Origin of the sequence: Arthrobacter dokdonellae, from assembly GCF_003268655.1 — a bacterium.
Classification (GTDB): domain Bacteria; phylum Actinomycetota; class Actinomycetes; order Actinomycetales; family Micrococcaceae; genus Specibacter; species Specibacter dokdonellae.
The window spans coordinates 574,034-594,428 of sequence record NZ_CP029642.1; the positions used below are offsets into that span (position 1 = coordinate 574,034).

General features: G+C 67.3%; 22 protein-coding genes. 14 read left to right on the forward strand and 8 right to left on the reverse strand.

Going from position 1 to position 20,395, the window contains the following annotated elements; genetic code table 11:
- Positions 1–31: 31 nt before the first annotated feature.
- The gene (locus DMB86_RS02545) at positions 32–1,228 is read right to left on the reverse strand and encodes a toxic anion resistance protein (protein ID WP_113716417.1); all 1,197 of its coding nucleotides are present in this window, start codon (positions 1,226–1,228) and stop codon (positions 32–34) included.
- 172 nt (positions 1,229–1,400) lie between these two features.
- Between DMB86_RS02545 and DMB86_RS02550 the strand changes: the two genes are divergently transcribed.
- Positions 1,401–2,414 (forward strand): adenosine deaminase, encoded by a 1,014-nt coding sequence (locus tag DMB86_RS02550; RefSeq protein ID WP_113716418.1) that lies wholly within the window; start codon positions 1,401–1,403, stop codon positions 2,412–2,414.
- Between the two features lie 15 nt (positions 2,415–2,429).
- Here the strand turns inward: DMB86_RS02550 and DMB86_RS02555 are convergent, their stop codons facing one another.
- Entirely contained in the window at positions 2,430–3,125 is a 696-nt protein-coding gene (locus tag DMB86_RS02555) for a LysE family translocator (protein ID WP_113716419.1), read from the reverse strand.
- 106 nt (positions 3,126–3,231) lie between these two features.
- Between DMB86_RS02555 and DMB86_RS02560 the strand changes: the two genes are divergently transcribed.
- A complete protein-coding gene (locus DMB86_RS02560) occupies positions 3,232–3,687 on the forward strand; it encodes an Lrp/AsnC family transcriptional regulator (protein ID WP_418202296.1) in 456 nt (151 codons plus the stop codon).
- A gap of 10 nt (positions 3,688–3,697) precedes the next feature.
- Here the strand turns inward: DMB86_RS02560 and DMB86_RS02565 are convergent, their stop codons facing one another.
- Positions 3,698–4,417: a FadR/GntR family transcriptional regulator gene (locus DMB86_RS02565; protein WP_227878556.1), complete on the reverse strand. Its 720-nt coding sequence runs from the start codon at positions 4,415–4,417 to the stop codon at positions 3,698–3,700.
- A gap of 44 nt (positions 4,418–4,461) precedes the next feature.
- Positions 4,462–6,201 (reverse strand): L-lactate permease, encoded by a 1,740-nt coding sequence (locus DMB86_RS02570; RefSeq protein WP_113716421.1) that lies wholly within the window; start codon positions 6,199–6,201, stop codon positions 4,462–4,464.
- A gap of 222 nt (positions 6,202–6,423) precedes the next feature.
- Here DMB86_RS02570 and DMB86_RS02575 point away from each other — a divergent pair, with 222 nt between their 5' ends.
- The 5 genes from DMB86_RS02575 (at position 6,424) to fdhA (ending at position 11,467) form a co-directional block, all read left to right on the forward strand.
- Entirely contained in the window at positions 6,424–7,221 is a 798-nt protein-coding gene (locus tag DMB86_RS02575) for a (Fe-S)-binding protein (protein ID WP_113716422.1), read from the forward strand.
- Positions 7,218–8,765 (forward strand): lactate utilization protein B, encoded by a 1,548-nt coding sequence (locus DMB86_RS02580; RefSeq protein WP_113716423.1) that lies wholly within the window; start codon positions 7,218–7,220, stop codon positions 8,763–8,765. Before DMB86_RS02575 ends, DMB86_RS02580 begins: the two co-directional genes overlap by 4 nt.
- Positions 8,762–9,403, forward strand: a complete 642-nt coding sequence (locus DMB86_RS02585; RefSeq protein ID WP_113716424.1) for a LutC/YkgG family protein — start codon at positions 8,762–8,764, stop codon at positions 9,401–9,403. Before DMB86_RS02580 ends, DMB86_RS02585 begins: the two co-directional genes overlap by 4 nt.
- Positions 9,404–9,446: 43 nt before the next feature.
- Entirely contained in the window at positions 9,447–9,956 is a 510-nt protein-coding gene (locus tag DMB86_RS02590; protein ID WP_113716425.1) for a mycothiol transferase, read from the forward strand.
- Positions 9,957–10,252: 296 nt separating this feature from the next.
- Positions 10,253–11,467, forward strand: a complete 1,215-nt coding sequence (gene fdhA, locus DMB86_RS02595) for a formaldehyde dehydrogenase, glutathione-independent (protein ID WP_113716426.1) — start codon at positions 10,253–10,255, stop codon at positions 11,465–11,467.
- Positions 11,468–11,543: 76 nt separating this feature from the next.
- On the opposite strand, the gene DMB86_RS02600 is transcribed toward fdhA, so the two are convergent.
- Genes DMB86_RS02600 through DMB86_RS02615 form a run of 4 tightly spaced genes read right to left on the reverse strand, consistent with a single transcriptional unit; the run spans position 11,544 to position 14,769 of the window.
- Complete coding sequence (locus DMB86_RS02600; RefSeq protein ID WP_113716427.1) at positions 11,544–11,927, reverse strand: flagellar assembly protein FliW; 384 nt, start codon at positions 11,925–11,927, stop codon at positions 11,544–11,546.
- Positions 11,924–12,835 carry a flagellar hook-associated protein FlgL gene (gene flgL / locus DMB86_RS02605; protein WP_113716428.1) on the reverse strand — a complete coding sequence of 304 codons (912 nt, stop codon included), beginning with the start codon at positions 12,833–12,835 and terminating at the stop codon, positions 11,924–11,926. The genes DMB86_RS02600 and flgL overlap by 4 nt, the downstream gene beginning before the upstream one ends.
- Positions 12,836–12,837: 2 nt before the next feature.
- A complete protein-coding gene (gene flgK, locus DMB86_RS02610; RefSeq protein WP_113716429.1) occupies positions 12,838–14,268 on the reverse strand; it encodes a flagellar hook-associated protein FlgK in 1,431 nt (476 codons plus the stop codon).
- An 18-nt stretch (positions 14,269–14,286) separates the two neighbouring features.
- Positions 14,287–14,769 carry a flagellar protein FlgN gene (locus tag DMB86_RS02615; protein ID WP_113716430.1) on the reverse strand — a complete coding sequence of 161 codons (483 nt, stop codon included), beginning with the start codon at positions 14,767–14,769 and terminating at the stop codon, positions 14,287–14,289.
- Positions 14,770–15,092: 323 nt separating this feature from the next.
- Here DMB86_RS02615 and DMB86_RS02620 point away from each other — a divergent pair, with 323 nt between their 5' ends.
- The 7 genes from DMB86_RS02620 to flgC all read left to right on the forward strand — a co-directional run bounded on the left by DMB86_RS02620 (position 15,093) and on the right by flgC (position 20,359).
- Positions 15,093–15,881 (forward strand): sigma-70 family RNA polymerase sigma factor, encoded by a 789-nt coding sequence (locus DMB86_RS02620; protein ID WP_236783358.1) that lies wholly within the window; start codon positions 15,093–15,095, stop codon positions 15,879–15,881.
- Between the two features lie 133 nt (positions 15,882–16,014).
- A complete protein-coding gene (locus tag DMB86_RS02625) occupies positions 16,015–17,190 on the forward strand; it encodes a flagellin N-terminal helical domain-containing protein (protein WP_113716432.1) in 1,176 nt (391 codons plus the stop codon).
- A 149-nt stretch (positions 17,191–17,339) separates the two neighbouring features.
- Positions 17,340–18,722: a flagellar filament capping protein FliD gene (gene fliD / locus DMB86_RS02630; protein ID WP_113716433.1), complete on the forward strand. Its 1,383-nt coding sequence runs from the start codon at positions 17,340–17,342 to the stop codon at positions 18,720–18,722.
- A complete protein-coding gene (gene fliS, locus DMB86_RS02635; protein ID WP_113716434.1) occupies positions 18,719–19,135 on the forward strand; it encodes a flagellar export chaperone FliS in 417 nt (138 codons plus the stop codon). Before fliD ends, fliS begins: the two co-directional genes overlap by 4 nt.
- Positions 19,132–19,488 (forward strand): hypothetical protein, encoded by a 357-nt coding sequence (locus DMB86_RS02640; protein WP_113716435.1) that lies wholly within the window; start codon positions 19,132–19,134, stop codon positions 19,486–19,488. The genes fliS and DMB86_RS02640 overlap by 4 nt, the downstream gene beginning before the upstream one ends.
- A gap of 143 nt (positions 19,489–19,631) precedes the next feature.
- Entirely contained in the window at positions 19,632–19,973 is a 342-nt protein-coding gene (locus tag DMB86_RS02645; protein ID WP_113716436.1) for a flagellar basal body rod protein FlgB, read from the forward strand.
- Positions 19,973–20,359, forward strand: a complete 387-nt coding sequence (gene flgC / locus DMB86_RS02650) for a flagellar basal body rod protein FlgC (protein WP_113716437.1) — start codon at positions 19,973–19,975, stop codon at positions 20,357–20,359. Before DMB86_RS02645 ends, flgC begins: the two co-directional genes overlap by 1 nt.
- Positions 20,360–20,395: the final 36 nt, after the last annotated feature.

Below are 20,395 nucleotides of genomic sequence, written 5' to 3' on the forward strand. Positions count from 1 at the left end.
GAGTCAGTCAGGGCGGCCGTCGGGACCGGCGTTATTGCTCGTCGCCCTGAGACTTGCGCGAACGGTCCAGGTACGGCTTGGCCTGTTCCAGCCCGGTCTCCAGTGCGTGGACCGTCCCGTCCATGTTCTTGGCGGCCGTCGCACGGAAGGAGTCGATGGCGTCCATGGTGGCATAGACGTTGTCGAACGCCTTCTTCAGGGTCTCCACGCTGACGCCCGAACTGGCTGCCTGCTGGTGGATGCGCACCGTCTGGTCCTTGAGCATCTCGGAGGTCTGCAGGATCATGTTGTTCGTGGTGGTGTTGACGGCGTCGATCTGGTCCAGGACCATCTTCTGGTTTGCCAGCGCCTGGGCGACGATGACGGCGGTCCGCAGGGCCGAGATGGTGGTGGTGCGGGCCCGGTCCACGCCCTTGATCAGTTCCAGGTTGTTTTTTCGGATCAGGTCCATGGCGAGATAGCCCTGGACGGAGACGGACAGCTGCGTCAGGATGTCCTGATGGCGCTGACGGATCGGAAACAGCACGTCCGCCTCCAGGGCCTGCGCCTGGTCGTCCTGCCCTGACCGCCGCAACTTCTCGATCTTGTCCGCGCACGCGGCGTCGAGGGCCTTGGCGTAGACGGCCGTTTCACTCAGGACCTGCATGGTGTCCCATAGCTGCACCTTTTCATGCGCCAGGTCCGTGTTGTCCGTGCGCAGCTCATTCTGGCCGGCCATGAGCGACTTGATGATGGCGTCCAGCTGGCCCTGGGCCGACTCGTAGCGCTGAAAGTACTTCGCCATCTTGTTGCCCTTGGGGATCATGCCCAGGATCTTGCGCCCCGTGCTGAGATCGGCGTTGTTCGGGGTCAGCGACTCCACGGTGGAGCGCAGCTCGCCCAAGGTCTGAGCGACGTGGGCCTGTGCGCTGTTGCCGCTGCGCTTGGCGCTGGAGACGGAAGTGGTGGAGCGCTCCAGCATGCGGCTGGACGTGTCCGCCGAGGATTTCATGGCCGGCGCTGCCAAGGCGGAAAGCCCCTCCACCCTGCGGCTGAACTCGGGGCTGCGCGCGTCCAGGGCCGCGATGCCGGAGATGAATTCCTTGGCCTGTTCGTTGATTTCGGCCTGGCGTGCCGCCTCGACGGGGATCATGCCCGGCGCCTGCTCCGGCGTCACAATCTCCGGTGCTTCAGGCGGCGTCAGGACCAGGGCGTCGTCGGACTCGGGCGGAGTGATCGGAGAAGTCATTGACGTGAACCAGTTTCCTTGAGCTCGAAAGGTTTCCAAAGGGCTGCTATATGCCATGTTGCTCCACGCGGCGTCATTTGTCGCGTTTCGAACCGCCTTCGGCGCAAATGGGTGACCACATGGGGGTGCCGATGCGGCGTCAGGGGAGGGGCGCCGTCGTAGACTGGCGGTCATGGAAACCCCTGCCCCCGCCCAGCTGCTGCCCAAGGCCGAGCTCCACCTGCACATCGAAGGGACGCTGGAGCCGGAGCTGATCCTGGAGCTGGCGGCCCGCAACGGGATTGAGCTGCCGCACCCCACCCTGGAGGAGCTGCGCGCGCAGTACGAGTTCACGGACCTGCAATCCTTCCTTGACCTCTACTACGCCAACATGGCCGTCCTGGTGGCCGAAGCCGACTTTGCGGACATGACCCGCGCCTACCTGCGCCGCGCCCGGGAATCCGGCGTGCGGCACGCCGAGATCATGTTTGACCCGCAGGCCCACGTGGCGCGCGGCATCCCGCTGACGACGGCGGTTGCCGGCATTGCTTCCGCGCTCGCCGCCAGCGAGGCGGAGTTTGGCATCACCACCGGGCTTATCGCTGCGTTCCTGCGCGACCAGCCCGAAGATGACGCCCTGGACGTGCTGGGACAGCTGCTGGCCATGGACGCGCCCATCATCGGAATCGGGCTCGACTCGGCAGAGGTGGGTAATCCGCCGTCGAAGTTCATCCGGCTCTTTGACCGGGCGCGGGAGGCCGGGCTGCGGCTCGTGGCCCACGCCGGGGAGGAGGGCCCGCCCAGCTACGTATGGGACACGCTGGACCTGCTCGGCGTGGAACGCATTGACCACGGCATCCGCTGCGTGGAGGATTCGCGGCTGGTTCAACGGCTGGCCGCCGGGCAGGTGCCGCTGACGGTCTGCCCGCTCTCCAACGTGCGCCTGCGCGCCGTGGACACCCTGGCCGCGCATCCCCTGCCCCAGATGCTCGCGTCCGGACTGAACGTCTCCATCAACTCCGACGACCCCGCCTACTTTGGCGGCTACGCGCGGGAGAACTTCCAGGCAGCGGCGGCCGAGTTCAGCTTTGACGCGGACACCCTGGAGGTGCTGGCCGGCAACTCCATCCGGTCCTCCTTTGCCACGGAAACCCGCAAGGCCGAACTGCTCGCCGAACTTGCTCGCTGGCGGGCAGCGCGCGGTTAGGCCGTGACGACGGCGCTAGCTGCCGGCGAAGAGCTGGCCGGCGGCATGCGACACCGGGACGGCCTGCTCCGCCAGAAGGACCGTGCCCAGCCCGAGCATGATGACCCCGCTGCAGAGAGTGATGACGCGGGCGCCGCCGGGGCGGGAGCGGAGAAGCCGGCGTGAACCGGCCGCGACCAGCGTGTAGATGACGGCCGTGCACACCACAAAGATCAGGCCGAGCACGGCGGACTGGGCGGCGACGGAGAGGGCTGCATGGGGCCGGATGAACTGCGGCGTCAGGGCCACGAAGAACAGCAGGCCCTTCGGATTGATGGCGCTCGTGCCGGCGCCCTGCAGGAAGGCGCGGCGGGCGCCGGGGCCCGAGGGGGGCGCGGCCGGCCCGGCGGGAACCTGGCCCGCGCCGGTCCCCGCAGTACTGAATCCGGCACTGCGCCAGGACCGGGCGGTCGCCAGCCCGAGCCACAGAAGATAGACGGCACCGGCCACCGTCAGCCAGAGCAGAAGACTGGGAACGGCCGCCATGAGGGCCGCAATTCCGGCCGCGAGCAGGATGGTGTGCAGCACGTAGCCGCTGCACAGCCCCGCAACGGCCGGCACGAAACTCCGCCGGCCCAGGCCCGCCGCGATCGAATACGCCCAGTCCGGACCGGGCGTGCAGGTGAGGGCGACGGCAATGATGAGAAAGCCGATGATTGCCTGCGGGTCCATGGATGCTCCTGCCAAAGTGGGTGATGGGAGCAATCTTAGGGAAATAAAGGGCAAAAGTGCTTACCGATATTATCGGTAAATACGGTTCAGGCGATAAGGTTATGCCGTGATGGACGCACTAGACAGAGAAATTTTGCGCAGGCTCCAAAATGACGGGCGGATGTCAGCGACCGCGCTCGCCGCCGAGGTGGGATTGACGGTGGCTCCGTGCCACCGCCGGCTGAAGGAATTGGAGGCCACCGGGGCCATCAGCGGGTACCGTGCCGTGATCGACCCGGCCGCCGTGGGCCTGGGCTTCGAGGCGCTGGTGTTCGTCACCTTGGCGCAGGTGGACAGGACCACCATCGACCGCTTTGAAGCGGAGGTGGCGGCCAACGCGCACATCACGCAGGCGCAGCGGCTCTTTGGGGACCCGGACTACATCCTGAAGGTCATGGCCGAGGACCTCACGGCGTACCAGCAGTTTTACGACACGGAGCTGACCAGCCTGCCGGGAGTGCTGCGCCTGCGCTCCACCCTGGTCATGAAGAATCTGAAGCCGGCGGCGGGCCTGCCGCTGTAGGGGCCGGTCGTCAGCTGCCGGTTTCGCTGAAGAACCATTCGATGTGCTCACGCAGCAGGCGTGCCGCCAGCTCGCCGTCGCCGGCGCAGAGGGCGTCGAGAATGCCGTGGTGCTGGGCCCGGAGCGTCCGCGCAACGGGGCGCCACTGGTCATCGGTCGTGACGGACTCGCGCACGTAGTCCATGATGGACAGGCGCAGCGACTCCATCATGGCGGACACGACGGCGTTGCCGGCCAGGCTGCTCAGCAGCACGTGGAACTGCGAGTCGAGGTCGTGGAACGCCTCGCGGTCAAGGGCGGGATCGTCCATAAGTGACAGCAGTTTCCGGGCGCGGGCCAGGGACGGGGCGTCAATCTCCTTCACGGCCGCTGCCGTGGCGGCCCACGTTTCCATAAGGATGCGGGCCTGGACAATGTCGGCGACGGGCAGGTGCTGGCTGGCCACGTGCAGGCGCAGCGTCGAGGACAGCCCGGCCGCGGGGTCGGAGATGAGGACGGTCCCCGAGTTGGGACCCGATCCGGTGGCCGTGCGCACGAGTCCCATGACGTCCAGGATGCGGATCGCGTCGCGCACCGACGCCCGTGAGATGCCGTGCTGCTCCGAGAGGGTGCGCTCGCCCGGGAGGCGGTCGCCGATGCTCAGCCGCCCGGACCGCAGGTCGGCCTCGATGCTGGCCAGGACCGCCTGATACGCGCGCGGGCCCGCGGCCCGGTCCGTTGTACCTGTCACGGATCCATCCTGCCACGGGCCCGCGCTGTTCACTGACATCACGCTCAAGGCAGCATCCAGCCCAGCACGGGCGTGGACTGCAGGTACACGAGGGCGCACAGCACCAGCAGCATGCCCACGCTCCAGCCGATCACCTTGCGGAGGATGACGGATTCCTGGCCGTCCATGCCCACGGCCGTGGCGGCGATGGCGAGGTTCTGCGGGCTGATCAGCTTGCCGACGACGCCGCCGGAGGAGTTGGCTGCCACGAGCAGGTGCGGATCGATGCCCGCCTTGATTCCTGCCGCCTGCTGCAGCTTCGCGAACAGCGCGTTTGACGAGGTGTCCGAGCCGGTCACGGCCGTGCCCATCCAGCCCAGCACCGGGGAAAGGAACGCGAAGAAGCCTCCCGTGCTGGCCAGCCAGGTGCCGATGGCGACGGTCTGCCCGGAGAGGTTCATGACGTAGGCCAGCGCCAGCACCAGAAGGATGGTGGCCCCTGCCCAGCGCATGTTGTAAATGGTGTGGCCAATGGCGGCCACGGCCTGGCGCATGGCGATGGGGTACCGGCCTCCGCCGTCGAACGCGGCGTACACGGCGGCGACGATCAGGCCGGTGATCAGCAGCAGCGTGCCGGGACTGGAGAGCCACTGGAAGTTGTACACGGTCGAGGAGAGGGGCTTGCCCGCGGCGTCCAGGATGGCGCCGTGCAGCACCGGCCAGGGCACCTTCACGTTCGTGGTGGCCAGCCAGGCGGGAACGCTGACACCGAGCTTCCACAGGTTCGCGATGCCGAAGACCACGATGACCAGCAGGTAGGGGAACAGCGCGAGCCAGATCCGTGAACCGGTGAGCTTCGCCCTGTCCCCGTCCAAGCGGTCCCCGGCCGACGCCGTCGGACCTTCGGAAACGGCGCCGGCAGCCGGGGCGGAACCGCCGGCCATGGCACCGACCGTGAGCCGTTCGCGGGCGGCTTCGTGGCCCTTTGACTTCCATATGCGCAGGAACAGGAAGGCGCCGGCCAGGCCGACGAGCGAGGCCACGATGTCGGTCAGCTCGTAGGAGAAGTAGTTGGAGCACAGGAACTGGGCGATGCCAAAGCACAGGCCCGTCACGAGGGCCACCGGCCAGCATTCGCGCACGCCGCGCCTGCCGTCGAGGATGACCAGCAGGACCAGCGGCACGATGACGGCGAGGAACGGTGCCTGGCGCCCGACAATGGCGCCGATGTGGCCGCCGTCCAGCCCGGTCAGCCCGGCGGCGGTGGTGATCGGGATGGCGATGGCGCCGAAGGCGACCGGCGCGGTGTTGGCCACGAGCACGGTGGCGGCCGCGCGCAGCGGGGACAGGCCCAGGGCGATGAGCATCGTGGCCGTGATGGCCACCGGCGCGCCGAAGCCGGCAAGCGCCTCCAGCAGCCCGCCGAAGCAGAAGGCGACGAGGATGGCTTGGATGCGGACGTCGCGGCCGCCGATCACGTCGAAGATGCCGCGCAGGTCCTCAAAGCGGCCGCTGATGACGGTGACGCGGTACAGCCAGACGGCCATGATGACGATCCACAGCACGGGGAACGCGCCGAACACGGCGCCCTGTGACGCGGCCAGCGCAGCCAGGCTGATCGGCATGTGGTAGCCGAGCACCGCGACCCCGACGGCGACCAGCAGGGACCAGGCGCCGGCCACGTGGGCCTTGGTCTTGACGACGGCCAGCAGGACGATGAACGTCAGCAGCGGCAGGAGCGCGATGAGCGCCGAGAGGAACACGCTCCCGGCGACCGGGTCGGTGGTGGGGGTGAAATGGTCCACGGAGAATCCTTCATTGGTGTCTGGGGCCGAGGGTGTCTGGGGCCGCGTGCAAGGTCTGACCACTATGGTCCGACCACGATAGTGTAGCCTAAATCCTTGAAGCCGCGTGGTCCACCTCACCCTCATTATGGTTCTCCACTAGACTTTGGTTTTGTCCCCTAGTATGGTCAGACCACATTGCAGAGTTTTACCGCCGCGTTTTACCGCCGAAGGATGGTCCTTGTGAAAATTGCGCTTTTCGCCACGTGCATCGTCGATGCCATGTATCCGCGCACGGCGCGCGCCACCGTCTCGATCCTGGAACGGCTGGGGCACGAGGTGGTGTTTCCGCCCGGCCAGGCCTGCTGCGGGCAGATGCACGTGAACTCCGGCTATTTCAAGGAAGCCCACCCGGTGGTGGCCAACCACGTGAAGGCGTTCGACACTGACGACTACGACGTCGCAGTGGCGCCCTCGGCGTCGTGCGTGGCCAGTGTCAAGCACCAGCACGAACTGGTGGCCCGGCGCTGCGGCGACGCGGCGCTGGAAGCCCGGGCCGCCGTCGTCGGCGCCAAGACCTATGAGCTTTCCCAGCTCCTGACCGACGTGCTGGGCGTGACCAACGCGGCGGAGCAGCTGGGATCGCACTTCCCGCACACCGTCACCTACCATCCCAGCTGCCACGGCATGCGGCTGCTGCGCCTGGGGGACCGGCAGCTGAACCTCCTTGCATCGGTGGACGGCATTGAGATGGTGGAACTGCCCGAGGCGGACCAGTGCTGCGGCTTTGGGGGCACGTTCTCGATGAAGAACGCGGACGTCTCCAGCGCCATGATGGAGGACAAGGCCGCGAACATCTGCGGCACCGGGGCCGAGCTGTGTTCCGGCGGCGACGCCAGCTGCCTGATGCACATTGGCGGGGGGCTTTCCCGGCAGGGCAGCGCCGTGGGCACGCTCCATTTCGCCGAAATCCTGGCCAGCACGCTCGACAACCCGGTCACCGTGGCCGGCGACGTCCAACTGGCGGGGGGCCGGCGATGAGCGGGACGTTCCTCGGCATGCCCGCCCTGCCCGTGTACGGGCACGGCAACCTCAACGCCACGGAGCCGTTCCCGAAGGCCGCGCACCGCGAACTCGGCAACGCCCAGCTGCGCGCCAACCTGGGCCACGCCACGCGCACCATCCGCGACAAGCGCCTGCACGTGGTCTCCGAGCTGCCCGACTGGGAGGACATGCGGGACGCCGGCAGCGCCATCAAGAATGCCACGATGGCGAACCTGCCTGCCCTGCTGGAGCAGTTCGAGGCGAACTTCACCGCCCGCGGCGGCATCATCCACTGGGCCCGCGACGCCCAGGAAGCCAACCAGGTGGTCACCGAGCTGATTCAGGCCACCGGTGAGACCGAGGTCGTCAAGGTCAAGTCCATGGCCACTCAGGAAATCGGCCTCAACGAGTACCTTCAAGAGCAGGGCATCGCCGCCTTTGAGACGGACCTCGCCGAGCTCATCGTCCAGCTGGACCGCGACTTGCCCAGCCACATCCTGGTCCCCGCCATCCACAAGAACCGCAGCCAGATCCGCGAGATCTTCCTGCGCGAAATGGAGGACGTGGACCCGGAGCTGACCAACGAGCCCGCCCGCCTGGCCGAGGCCGCCCGCCGCCACCTGCGCCGGAAGTTCCTCACCGCCAAGGTGGCCGTCTCCGGCGCCAACTTCGGCCTGGCCGACACCGGCACGCTGGCAGTGGTGGAATCCGAGGGCAACGGGCGCATGTGCCTGACGCTGCCGGAAACCCTCATCACCGTCATGGGCATTGAAAAGCTGCTGCCGTCCTGGCGCGACCTGGAAGTGTTTATGCAGCTGCTGCCGCGCTCCTCCACGGGAGAGCGGATGAACCCGTACACCTCGCTGTGGACGGGCACCACCCCGGGTGACGGACCCCAAAACGTGCACCTGGTCCTGCTGGACAACGGCCGCACCGCCGCGCTCGCCGACGAGCTGGGCCGCACCGCGCTGAACTGCATCCGCTGCTCCGCCTGCATGAACGTGTGCCCCGTCTATGAGCGCACCGGCGGCCACGCCTACGGATCCACGTATCCCGGGCCCATCGGCGCCATCCTGTCGCCGCTGATGACGGGCATCAAGAGCGAGGAAAACAACTCCCTGCCGTACGCGTCCTCCCTGTGCGGCGCGTGCTTCGACGCCTGCCCGGTAAAGATCAACATCCCCGAAATCCTGGTGCACCTGCGCGGCGTGGATGTTGATTCCCAGCGCTCCAAGGTGAAGGTTCCCAGCCAGATGGACCTCATGATGAAGGGCGCCGAGTGGGCGTTCTCCGACGGCGCGCACCTGAACCTGCTGGAAAAGGGCCTGCCCGTGGGCCGGCTCGCCGCCGGGCGGGACAAGGTCATCAAAAAGCTGCCCGGCCTCGCCGGCAAGTGGACGCAGTCCCGCGACATCCCGGCCCCGCCCGGCCAGTCCTTCCGCCAGTGGTGGGCCAAGGAACATGGGGCGGCGGACGGCGTCGAACCTTCCGTAGGCGACCAGCAATCTGAAGGCAAGCAATCCGAAGGAGAGCAGGCATGAGCGCGCGCGAGGACATCCTGGACCGCATCAAGGCCGCCCTGCGCGATGCCCCGGCCACCCCGGACATCCCGCGCAACTACCGCCTTGCGACGGACAAGACCGCCGGGCAGCGGCTGGAGCAGCTGGTGGACCGGCTGGTGGACTACAAGGCCAACGTGTTTGTGGTCCCCGCCGCCGAGGTCCCCGCGAAACTGGCCGAACTGCTGGCCGGCTCCGCCAAAATCGTGGTGCCGCACGGGCTGCCGCGGGAGTGGCTTTCCGGGCTGCCCGGGAAGGACGACGCCGGGTCCCCGGCCGTGGAGGTCGACTCGCCGGAGCGGCGCCTCACCGTGGCCGAGCTGGACGCGGTGGACGCCGTGGTGACCGGCGCGGCCGTGGCGGTGTCCGAGACGGGCACCATCATGCTGGACGGCAGCCCGTCGCAGGGCCGGCGCATCATCTCCCTGGTTCCGGACCGGCACATCTGCGTGCTGCGTGCGGACGACGTGGTGGAGGTGCTGCCGGAGGCGGTGGCCCGGCTGGACGCCACGGCGCCGCAGACCTGGATCAGCGGGCCCAGCGCCACCAGCGACATCGAGCTCGAACGCGTTGAAGGCGTGCATGGGCCCCGGACACTGGACGTCGTCATCCTGACGTGACTGAGCCTCGACAGCCCGTGCAGCCCGTGGAAGCATGGCCGCTATGAAGTCTTCAGAGCTGCTGGCGGATGCATTCTCACGAATCGGCGACATTGTGGGCGGCGTCCTGAACGGGATCGACGTGGCGCGGATCAACTGGCGCCCCGGCGGGACGGGCAACTCCGTCGCCTGGCTGGTGTGGCACTTGAGCCGCGGCCAGGACGAACAGATTGCCGACGTCGCCGGCATCCCCTCCGTGTGGCGGGCCGGGGAATACGTCGCCCGGTTCGGCTTCGCGCTGAGCCCGGGCGACACCGGCTACGGGCACTCCGCCGCGCAGGTGGACAAGGTGCGGGTGGAGTCGACTGACTTGCTGCGCGGGTACCACGAGGCGGTCCTGCGGCAGAGCCTGGAGTACGTCCGCGGGCTTTCCGACGCCGATCTCGACAAGGTGGTGGACCGGCGCTGGAATCCCGCTGTCACGCTGGGTGCGCGGCTGATCAGCATCGTGGACGACTGCGTCCAGCACGCCGGCCAGGCCGCGTACGTCAAGGGCCTGCCGGACGTGTTGTGATTTGCCTTCAGGACCATGCTGCCCCGTCGAGATTGGAGATAACGACACGTCCTACGTGTTGTTATCTCCAATCTCAACGGGGGAGGGAGCGCCGGCGTGGGACCGGTAAGCCCGCCCCTTACAAATTCCTGCCTTCCGGCCTAGACTGGCGATAACCCCGGATTTTTCCAGTGAAATTCGCGCACCAGGAGGCTGGTGACGAAGCTGCCACGGATTTTTTTGGTGCGCGCCGGGGGGTTCTTGTGGAATCGGGAAGCCAGACCTGGCCGACCGAAGTGCGAGGAAGGAAGCAATCCATGTCAGGAAACAAGGCCGTTGCCTACAAGGGACCGGGGAAGGTCGAGATCATCGACATCGACTACCCGACGTTTGAACTGAAGGACGGGCCGGGCGTCAACCCGGCGAACGTGGGGCGCAAGGTGCCCCATGGCGTGATCTTGAAGACGGTCGCCACCAACATTTGCGGCTCGGACCAGCACATGGTGCGGGGACGCACCACGGCCCCGGCGGACCTGGTGCTGGGGCACGAGATCACCGGCGAAGTGGTGGAGGTGGGCCCGGACGTCGAATTCATCAAGGTCGGGGACATCTGCTCCGTGCCGTTCAATATCTCCTGCGGCCGCTGCCGCAACTGCAAGGAGCGCAAGACCGGGATCTGCCTCAACGTGAACCCGGACCGCCCCGGAAGCGCCTACGGGTACGTGGACATGGGCGGCTGGGTGGGCGGCCAGGCCGAATACGTCCTGGTGCCCTACGCCGACTGGAACCTGCTCAAGTTCCCGGACCGGGACCAGGCGCTGGAGAAGATCATGGACCTGACCATGCTCTCGGACATCTTCCCCACCGGCTATCACGGCGCCGTGTCGGCCGGGGTCGGGGTCGGGTCCACCGTCTACATCGCGGGGGCCGGGCCCGTGGGCCTTGCCGCGGCGACCAGCGCACACCTGCTGGGTGCCGCCGTCGTCATTGTCGGTGACATGAACGGGGACCGGCTCGCCGCGGCCCGCGCCTTCGGCTGCGAAACCATTGACCTGACCAAGGGTGATCCCGGGGCGCAGATCGAGCAGCTGCTGGGGGTCCCGGAGGTGGACTGCGCCGTGGACGCCGTCGGCTTTGAGGCCAAGGGCCACGGTTCCGATTCCGGGCATGAGGCGCCGGCCACGGTGCTGAACTCGCTCATGGACATCACCGCCGCCGGCGGGTCCCTGGGCATCCCCGGGCTGTACGTGACGGGGGATCCGGGCGGCATCGACGCCGCGGCGCAAAAGGGTTCGCTGTCGCTGAGCCTGGGCACCGGCTGGGCGAAGTCGCTGGCGTTCACCACGGGGCAGTGCCCGGTCATGAAGTACAACCGGGGTCTGATGATGGCGATCCTGCACGACAAGGTGCACATTGCCAAGAACGTCAACGCCAAGGCGATCTCCCTGACCGACGCGCCGAAGGGCTATGCCGAGTTCGACGCCGGCGCCGCCACGAAGTACGTCCTCAACCCGAACGGTTACCTCAACTAGCCGGCGTTCAAGGGTCCCGGGGCTCGGCCGCTGTGGTCGGGCCCGGGGACCCTTGTTGCGTCAGCCAGCTGTGATGTCAGTCGGCGTTTAGCGGGGCCCGCAGCGGCCACTGCGGGCCTTCGAGGATGACCTGCTGGCAGGCTCCGGTTTCGGTGTTCAGCAGGATGGGTGCGGCCAGGTTGACAGTGCTCCGCGCGCCCGGGTTCACCACCACCAGCACGGTGGGCTCGGACGTGCCGAGGCGTTCGACGTCGGACGTGCCCGGCTGGGGAGCGTAGTCCGGCAGGTGGGTGGCCGCGTCCAGGACAAACAGCCGCGCCGTGCCGTCCGCCGCCGACAAGGAAAAGAGCCCCGAGGCCCCCTCGATGGGGACCAGGGTGAAGTCGACCCGCGGCTCCAAGCCGGGCGGCGGTACCGTGAATTGGAGCGCGGAAGGAAGCTGGAGCGTGGAGGGGGTCATCGCAGGAAGTCCATGAGGGTCGGCTGGAGGACCTTGGCCGTCACGCTCAGCGCCGCCTGGTACGAAAGTTCCTGGGACTTGACGTCCAGGAACGCCTTGGACAGGTCCAGGTCCTCAATGCCGGAGCGCTGGTTTTCCAGGTCGACGACGGCATTCGCGTTGGCGTCCTGCGCCCGCAGCAGCTGAGCGTGCCGGGCGCCGACCTCGGAGCGGCCGTTGATGACGGTGTTCAGGGCCTTGTCCATGTCGTCGATGTGTGCCGAGACGTCGCCGCCGTTGCGCAGGGTGTCAGCGATCGTTTTCAGGAGCCCAAACACCGAATCTCCCTTTCCGTCAGTGTTGTCGCGGCCGAAGATGGCGGGGCCGTTCGCGTCCACCTGGATGGTGGTGTTGGGGCTGATCCGGCGCTCCACCGTGCTGCCGTCCCCGGTGTAGACCGGCGGGTCACCCGGCAGCGGGCCGTTCTTGTAGGCCGCACCCGCGCTGGAGTTGCCGGCAAAGATGTTCCGTCCCTGGTACTGGGTGTTGGCCTTGGTCAGGAGGTCGGTGCGGAGTGAGTCGAGCTGCGTGGCGATGGCATCGCGCCCCTGCTGGTTGATGGCGCCGTTGGCGCCCTGCAGGGTCAGGTCCTTGGCGTTCTGCAGCAGCGTTGTGGCGCTGGCCAACGCATTGTCCGCCGTGGCCAGCCAGGCGGAACCGTCGGAGATGTTGCGGCCGTATTGTGCCGCCGCGGCCTGCTGGGCGCGGACCGCCATCGAGTCCGCCGCCGCAGCGGGATCGTCGGAGACGTTGGAGAACGTCTTCAGGTCCGTGGCGGACTGCTGCAACTGCGCCAGTCTGGCGGAGCTGGCCTGCAGGTTCCGCTGTGCCGCGGCGGCCATGGTTTGCATTGTGACGCGTGTCATCATGGTCAGCGTCCCACCCTTCCGGTCTGGTTGATGAGGACATCGAGCGCCTCGTCCATGGCCGTCATGACCCGGGCCGCGGCCTGGTAGGCGTGCTGGTAGGCGAGCAGGTTCACGTTTTCCTCGTCGATGTCCACGGAGGCATTGGACTGCTGCGCCGTCACTGCGCCGGTCACTGCCGTGCCTGCGGCCACGTCCTGCTGCAGTGCCGTGCGGGTGGCAGTTCCCGTGGTCAGGACCGTCTTGGTCCACTGCGCGTCGGGGGAGCCGGGGACGGTGCCAAGCTGGGAGATCTTGTCCGCCATGGATCCGTCGTTGCCGGCAGTGGCGCTGGCGGAGGTGGCGACGTCGGCCGTGTCCGTCGGGACGACGGCAAGAGTCGAGGCAGCCTGCCCCGCGGTGTAGCTGAAGAATGGCCCTCCCTGCGTGCTGTCCGCCTTATATGCCGTGGCGTGGATGTCATTGACCTGCTTGGCCAGCGTTTCCGCCAAGTTGTTATATTGGGCGGCGGTCTCGGCGATCACACCGCCCGTCCCGTCCCCGTTGGGGCGGGCCAGCACCGAGAGTGTGCCTGCCAGCTGTCCGCCGTCCAGGTCCACGGCCGTGTCGGGATGCCGGGTCCATGCCAACTGGACGGGGCCGGCACCGGGCGCATTAGCCTCGGACATGCTGGCCGGACCGCCAACCTTCACCGTGTTGACCTGGCTGCCGGAAACCAGGACGTTGCCGCCGAGCAGGATCTCGTTGCCGCCGTCGGGCAGGTCCCGCACGGTCCCGCCGGCCAGCTGCGAGATCCTGGCGGTGAGGGTGTTGCGCTGGTCGATCAGTGCGCTGCTGGGAACCCCCGACGAGGCGGACTGCCGGATCTTGTCATTGAGGTCGGCCACCTGGGCGGCTGTGGAGTTCACTTCGCCGGCCAGCATGTCCGCCTGGGACCGGGTCTGCGACCACTGCGTGTCCAGGCCCCGGTACCCGTCGGCAATGCTCTGGGTCAGTGCGGCGGCGCCCTGCAGCAGGGTGGCCGTGACGCCCGGGTCGCCGGGGGTGTTGCTCACGGCCTGCCACGAGCCCCAAAACGTTGTCAGCTGGCCGGAGATGGCGTCGGTGCCCGGCTCCTTCATGCGGGCCTGGATGTCGCTGAGGGCATTGGCGCGGACGTTGGTGTAGCCGGCGCTGGAAAACGCGGTCCGCACGCGGGCGTCCAGGAAGGAGTCGCCCAGGCGGGCGATGCCGGCGACGGCGACGCCCTCGCCCGGCTTCACTCCGGCGCTGTAAAGGGAGCCGTTGGCCGGTGCGCCGATGGAGGCCAGGTCCGTCCGCTGGCGGGTGTAGCCGGCGGTGTTGACGTTGGTCAGGTTCTGCCCGACGACGTTCAGCCCGGTCCGCGCCGCATTCAGCCCGGACAGGGCCGTGGTCAGGCCGCTAAAAGTACTCAACGTGTGTCCTTAGGCATCTCATACGCTCTGGTCCAGGAACCGCGAGCCCGCATCCTGGCGGGTGTGCCCCAAATGGTTGTAGGTGCCCGCATCCGGGGCCATCCCGGCCACGGTTTCCTGGGCGGAGCGCAGGCCGGCGCGGAGGAACTGCAGGTTCGTGTCGCGCAGGCTGCGGAGCTGGTCCACCTGCGTGCTCAGCGCCGCAAAATGGGCGGAGAGGATCTCGCCCCAGGGTCCGTCCGCGGCCGCGGCGGCGAGGTCCTGCAGGGTCGCGTTGTCCGCCAGGCCCCACTCGACGGCGACGGCGGACGCCACGGCCGTCCGCTCCAGCGACGCCGCGCGGAGGCGGTCCATAACGTGCTCAACTTCGCGGGTGGCGTGGTCCAGCCAGCGGGTCTTGCCGGACTGGAGGATCAAATGTTCCTCGTCCAGCTTGAAGACCAGCAGGTCCAGCAGTTCGCGTTCGCGCCACAACAAGGTGGTCAATTCTTCAGGCCCCACGTGATAGGTCCTTTCAACGGGCCGAAGGGTGTCTCCACTAACCTATCGGCGCACCCTGCATGTTCCGTAAGGGCTAGGTCTACACGTTTTGGCTGGGAGACGCCTGAATCCCGAAATAAAAGTTGCCAAATCGATATGAAAATTGTCCCGTGGGGGTTCCAACCCCTTGCCAATCTGGTTTACATTGAAGTGTCACTTGTGATATCCGCACGTGGCACACCTGGGGGGGTGTCGGTTGCGACGTTCTGTCATAAGTTGCCGAGGGGGAAATACAGTTGAATCGCGAAGAACGCGACCATCTTGTGGTGCAAAATTTGCCACTGGTGGGGTATTTGGTTTCTGAAATTTGCATGCGCGCCAGTCACTTGTCCAGGCCCGACCTGACACAGGTGGGCGCCATTGCGCTCATCCAATGTGCGGAGTCCTTTGACGCGAGCCTTGGCGTGCCCTTCGGGGCCTACGCCAGGCGCCGGATCAAGGGTGCCTTCGCCGACGAGCTGCGCCGGGAGGACTGGGCCACCCGGGGCGCCAGGTCCCGCATGAGCGAGCTTGCCGCCATGCAGGAAACGCTTGCCGGCGCGCTGGGCCGCCTGCCCTCAGCCGACGAGCTTGCCGCCGCCATGGGCGTGGACCGCGCCACCGTCGAGGCGTCGCAGCTCGACGCCGCCCGCAGCGTCACACCGCTGACGGACGTGATTGCTGACATGGTCGCGGCAACGTCGCAGACGCCGGAGGAGGCCGTGCTGCAGTCCGAGCACGAGGACTTCCTGGGCGCGGCAGTCGCGGCGCTGCCGGAAAAGATGCGCTACATCGTGGAGCAGATCTACTACGGCGACCGCAGCGTCAAGGACCTGGCGGAGGAACTCGGCTCCAGCCACTCCGCCGTGTCCCAGCAGCGCACGGAGGCGATGCGGCTGCTGCGCGACGGCATTGAGCGCCACTACCTGGCGACGGCGGACGCGCAGTCCCCGCCCCATGCCCGCATCGCGGCGTCCCGCCGGGAGGACTACCTGACCGATCTTGGCGCACGCACGCTGGGCGGCGCCACGCGGGTGCGCAGCCACCATGTGTTCCGGAACGGCGTGGTGAAGTCCCTGCCCGCACTGGGGTGAGGAACCGGCGGGCCGGGATCGAGAAGTTGGGGGACTATAACTCCTAACGGCCCGGAACGTGTTGCCGAGAGTTGCTGGCAGTTGCCCACGGATGGGCGGCAGGACAGTACCCACACTCACGGAGGATCCACTCATGGGCATGCAAGTCAACACCAACCTCGCGGCAAACAATGCTTACCGCAACCTCAACAACACCCAGAACGCGCTGTCCAAGTCGATGGAGAAGCTCTCCAGCGGCCTGCGCATCAACCGTGCCGCCGACGACGCGGCCGGCCTGGCCATCTCCGAGGGCCTGAAGTCGCAGGTCAACGGCTACGGGGTCGCCGCCCGCAACGCCCAGGACGGCATCTCGGTCATCCAGACCGCTGAAGGTGCCCTGACCGAAGTCCACTCCATCCTGCAGCGCATGCGCGACCTTGCGGTCCAGGCCGGTAACGACTCCAACAACGCCGATTCCCGCGACGCCATCACCAAGGAAGCCACGCAGCTGTCACAGGAGTTGACCCGCATTTCCGGTGCCACCAACTTCAACGGCACGAAGCTGCTGGACGGCAAGGCGAACCTGAACTTCCAGATTGGGGCCGACGGCAACGCGTCGTCCACCCTCAACGTCGACCTGACGAAGGCGGACGTCGGCGGAATCGCCGCCAAGCTGGCCGCAACGACGACTACCTCGGGCACGACGTTCAACATCGCAGCGTTCGATGGGACCACGGGCGCGCCGACCCTGACGGCCACTGCGTACAACTTCAAGTCGACATCGGCAGACGGCAACTCCACGTCCAGCGTCGATGTCACCTTGAGCGGCACCGCCAAGACCGCCGATGACCTGGCAGCCGAGCTGAACAAGGACGCGGGTTTCTCGGCCAAGTTCACCGCCACGGCCGTCAAGGATTCGAATGGTTTGGGCACCGGCATTGTCGTCAAGGCAAACGACGGCAGCACGGTTGATGGCGGAACCGCGACGGGCGGGCTCGCCGCAGGTGTTGTCGGCGCAGCGGTGGCCGGGCTGGACTTCGGCAGCCACGACGGCGCACAGGCCGCCATCACCGCCATCGACATCCAAATCAAGGCAGTCTCTGCCGTCCGCGCCGACATCGGTGCCGTGCAGAACCGCTTCGAGTCAGCGATCAACAGCCTCAACGTTGGCAAGGAAAACCTGACGGCGGCCTCCTCGCGCATCACGGACGTGGACATGGCTTCGGAGATGGTGAGCTTCACCCGCTCCAACATCCTCTCCCAGGCAGGCACGGCCATGCTGGCACAGGCCAACCAGAGCAACCAGGGCGTCCTGAAACTCCTCGGCTAAACCACGCAGTAAATCCGGGGCACCGACTCCGGACGCCGTGGTGGCCGTGCATTTGCACGGCCGCCGCGGCACCGCCAGCAACAACGGGGACAAGAAATTGGCCCCACCCGCACCACAGGTATTCGCGCACTGCCGGAAGGAACCGCCTCATGGGCATGGGCATCGACGGGCTGGTCTCCGGCCTCGACACGACCTCCATCATCAACGCGCTCATCGCGGCCGAAGCAGGCCCGCAGACGCTGATGAAGACCAAGGTAACCACCGACACCGCACTTCAAACGGCCATGCAGGCGCTGAACACCAAGTTTGCCGCCCTCACCACGCAGGCCGCGGGCATCGCCGCGACCGGCGGCCTCGATTTCTACCAGGCTTCCTCCAGCTCCAGTGCCGTCACCGTGAGCGTCTCCTCCTCGGCACGCAACACGGCCCTGGACCTCACGGTGGACAAGTTGGCCGCCTCCCACTCCGTGGTCAGCGCCCCCCTCACCGAGGCTCCCGGCACCACCATGAGCTTTGTGAGGCCGGATGGCACCTCCACCGAGGTGACGGCGGCCGGCACCAGTCTCGACGACATGGCCTACGCGATTAACAAATCCGACGCCGGCATCTCCGCCGTCAAAGTCGCAGCCGGCACGGACGCCAACGGCGCTGCCGTGTACCGGCTCCAGCTCACGTCCACGGACACCGGCGCGGCCCACCAGTTCACCGCCGTGTTTGGCAGCAAGGCAGAGTACGACGCCGGCACGGCGCCTGCGCTCCTAGCCGCCCCCGGAGCTGCCACGTTGCGCACCGGCCAGGATGCCCAGGTCACACTGTGGGCCGGCACCGCCGCTGCCACGTCGATCACGAGCGCGAGCAACAGCTTCGCCGAACTCGCCCCCGGCGTGAACGTCACCGTCAACCAGGTCACCACGGATCCGGCCACGGTCACCGTCACGCGGGATGCCGCCAAGGTCACCTCGACCGCCAAGGACCTGGTCAGCAACGTCAACATCGTGATCGGCTCGATCTTCACCCAGGCGGCGGTCACGACCACCGGCACGGGAGCGGCGGCCGCCGTCACCGGCGGCCTGTTCACGGCCGACAGCACCACCGGCGCCGCCAAGAACGCGCTGTTCAACGCGGTGACGGCGCCCATCGACGGCAATTCGCCGGCCACGATCGGCATCAACTCGACGAAGAACGGCGACTTCTCCTTTGACGCGGACGCCTTCGCCGCCGCCTACGCCAAGGACCCGGCCGGCGTGGAGAAGACCCTGCAGACCATAGCGGACCGTGTCGCGACGGCGGCAAAGTCCGTCTCCGACCCGATCGACGGGACCCTGTCGCAGCGGATCAATGGCCAGCAGACAGTCATTGACGACCTCAACAGCCAAATTGTCGACTGGGACAGCCGGCTGGCCACGCGCCGGGCATCGCTCCAGGCCGTTTACACCAACCTGGAGGTCCAGCTGGGCAAGATGCAGTCCCAGCAGAGCTGGCTCACCTCCCAAATCAGTTCCTTCGACGCCGGAAGCAGCCAGAAGAAATGACGGAAACAGCCGCCAACAAATCGCTGAACGCCTACCAGCGCGAGGCCATTCTCTCCGCCTCCCCGGCGCGCCTGCTGGTGATGCTCTACGACCGGCTCCTGCTGGACCTGGCGCGCGCCGAGTCCGCGCAGGTGGCCGAACAATGGGAAGCCGCGGGCAAGCAGCTGCTGCACGCGCAGGACATCATTGCCGAACTCACCGGCTCCCTGGAAGTGGGCGCCTGGGACGGGGCCGGGAACATGCTCGGCATCTACAACTACGCCGGGACGGCCATGATGAACGCCAACATTTTCCGCAACGTGGCGTTGACCCGCGAATGCATCGCCCTGCTGGAGCCGCTGCGCCAGAGCTGGCATGAGGCCGCCGCCATGCCCGCGGGGCAGGCCGCCGCGGCTGTCGGGGGGATGGCGTGATCTGGCCCAACTTGCTGGCCTCCGCGGACAAGGCGCTCACGGAGCTGACCGCGGACGAAGAATCGCTGCGCCGGTGGGAGGAATCCCTGGACACGATGCAGCAGGAGGCGGAAGCCGCTCTGGCCGGACACGCCACGACAGGCGACGCAACCGCCGCAAGCGCCTGGACCGCCCCCGCAGGCCTGGGTCCGCTGCCCGAGCTGCTGCTGGGCAGGGCCCGGTACCTGGCCGGCCTCCAGGCGCAGGCGGTGGGCGTTCTCGCCGAGGCGAGGACCGGCGTCGAACATGAACTGGCGGCGCTGGTGCCGAAGCGCCGGAACGTCCGTCCGGTGTACGTCGACGTCGCTGGTTAGGCAAAGCCACGGGCCCAAAAGGCCCCAAAAATATTTGCGCAGAGCCCCTAACGGATATCACGAACCGGCCGATAGATACGAACGAGCACGGACTGCTCGTCACCAGGCCATGGACCGGCCCCCTTTCATGAAGGAAGAGCGCTGTGCTGGATTCCGTGGTCACTGTTGCGCTGACAAGCGCGCTCAACTCGCTGTCCGAACGCCAAAAGGTGATCGCGAACAACATCGCCAACGTCAACACGCCCGGATACACGGCCCAACGCGTCATGTTTGAGGACGCCTTGGCCGCATCCGTGAAGGCCGGTGACGGGCATGCCACCGCAACCATCGCCCGCTCCCTGGAACCGACCCAGACCAATGGCAACAACGTCAACCTCGACACCGAGACGCTCTCCAACGTGGAGACCACCCTCCGGTACCAGTTCGCGGCCCAGGCCGTCAACGGTGAATTCACCGCCATGCGCACAGCATTGAAGACGCAGTAATGTCGGACGCAATTGGCATCGCCGCCACGGCCCTGACGGTGCACCGCAAGTGGCTCGACGCGATCTCGGACAACCTCGCCAACGCCAATACAGTCACGGCCACCAGCGGCGACGCCTTCCGCGCCCGCTACGTGCTGGCCGAGGCCGGGCAGGGCGACTCCGGCGTCTACGTTGCCGGCGCCGCCTACGGCGACGCCGCGGGCCGGAAGGTCTACGAGCCGGACCATCCGCTGGCCGACGCCGAAGGCTACGTGCGGTACCCGGACATTGACCTGGCCTCCCAAATGGGGCAGCTCATCATGGCCCAGCGCGGCTACCAGGCCAACGCCGGCGTGGTGGACCGCGCCAAGGCCATGTACGAGGCCGCATTGCAGATTGGAAAGTGACCTTTTGATCCCCACACCCATCTCCGGCGTCCAGGC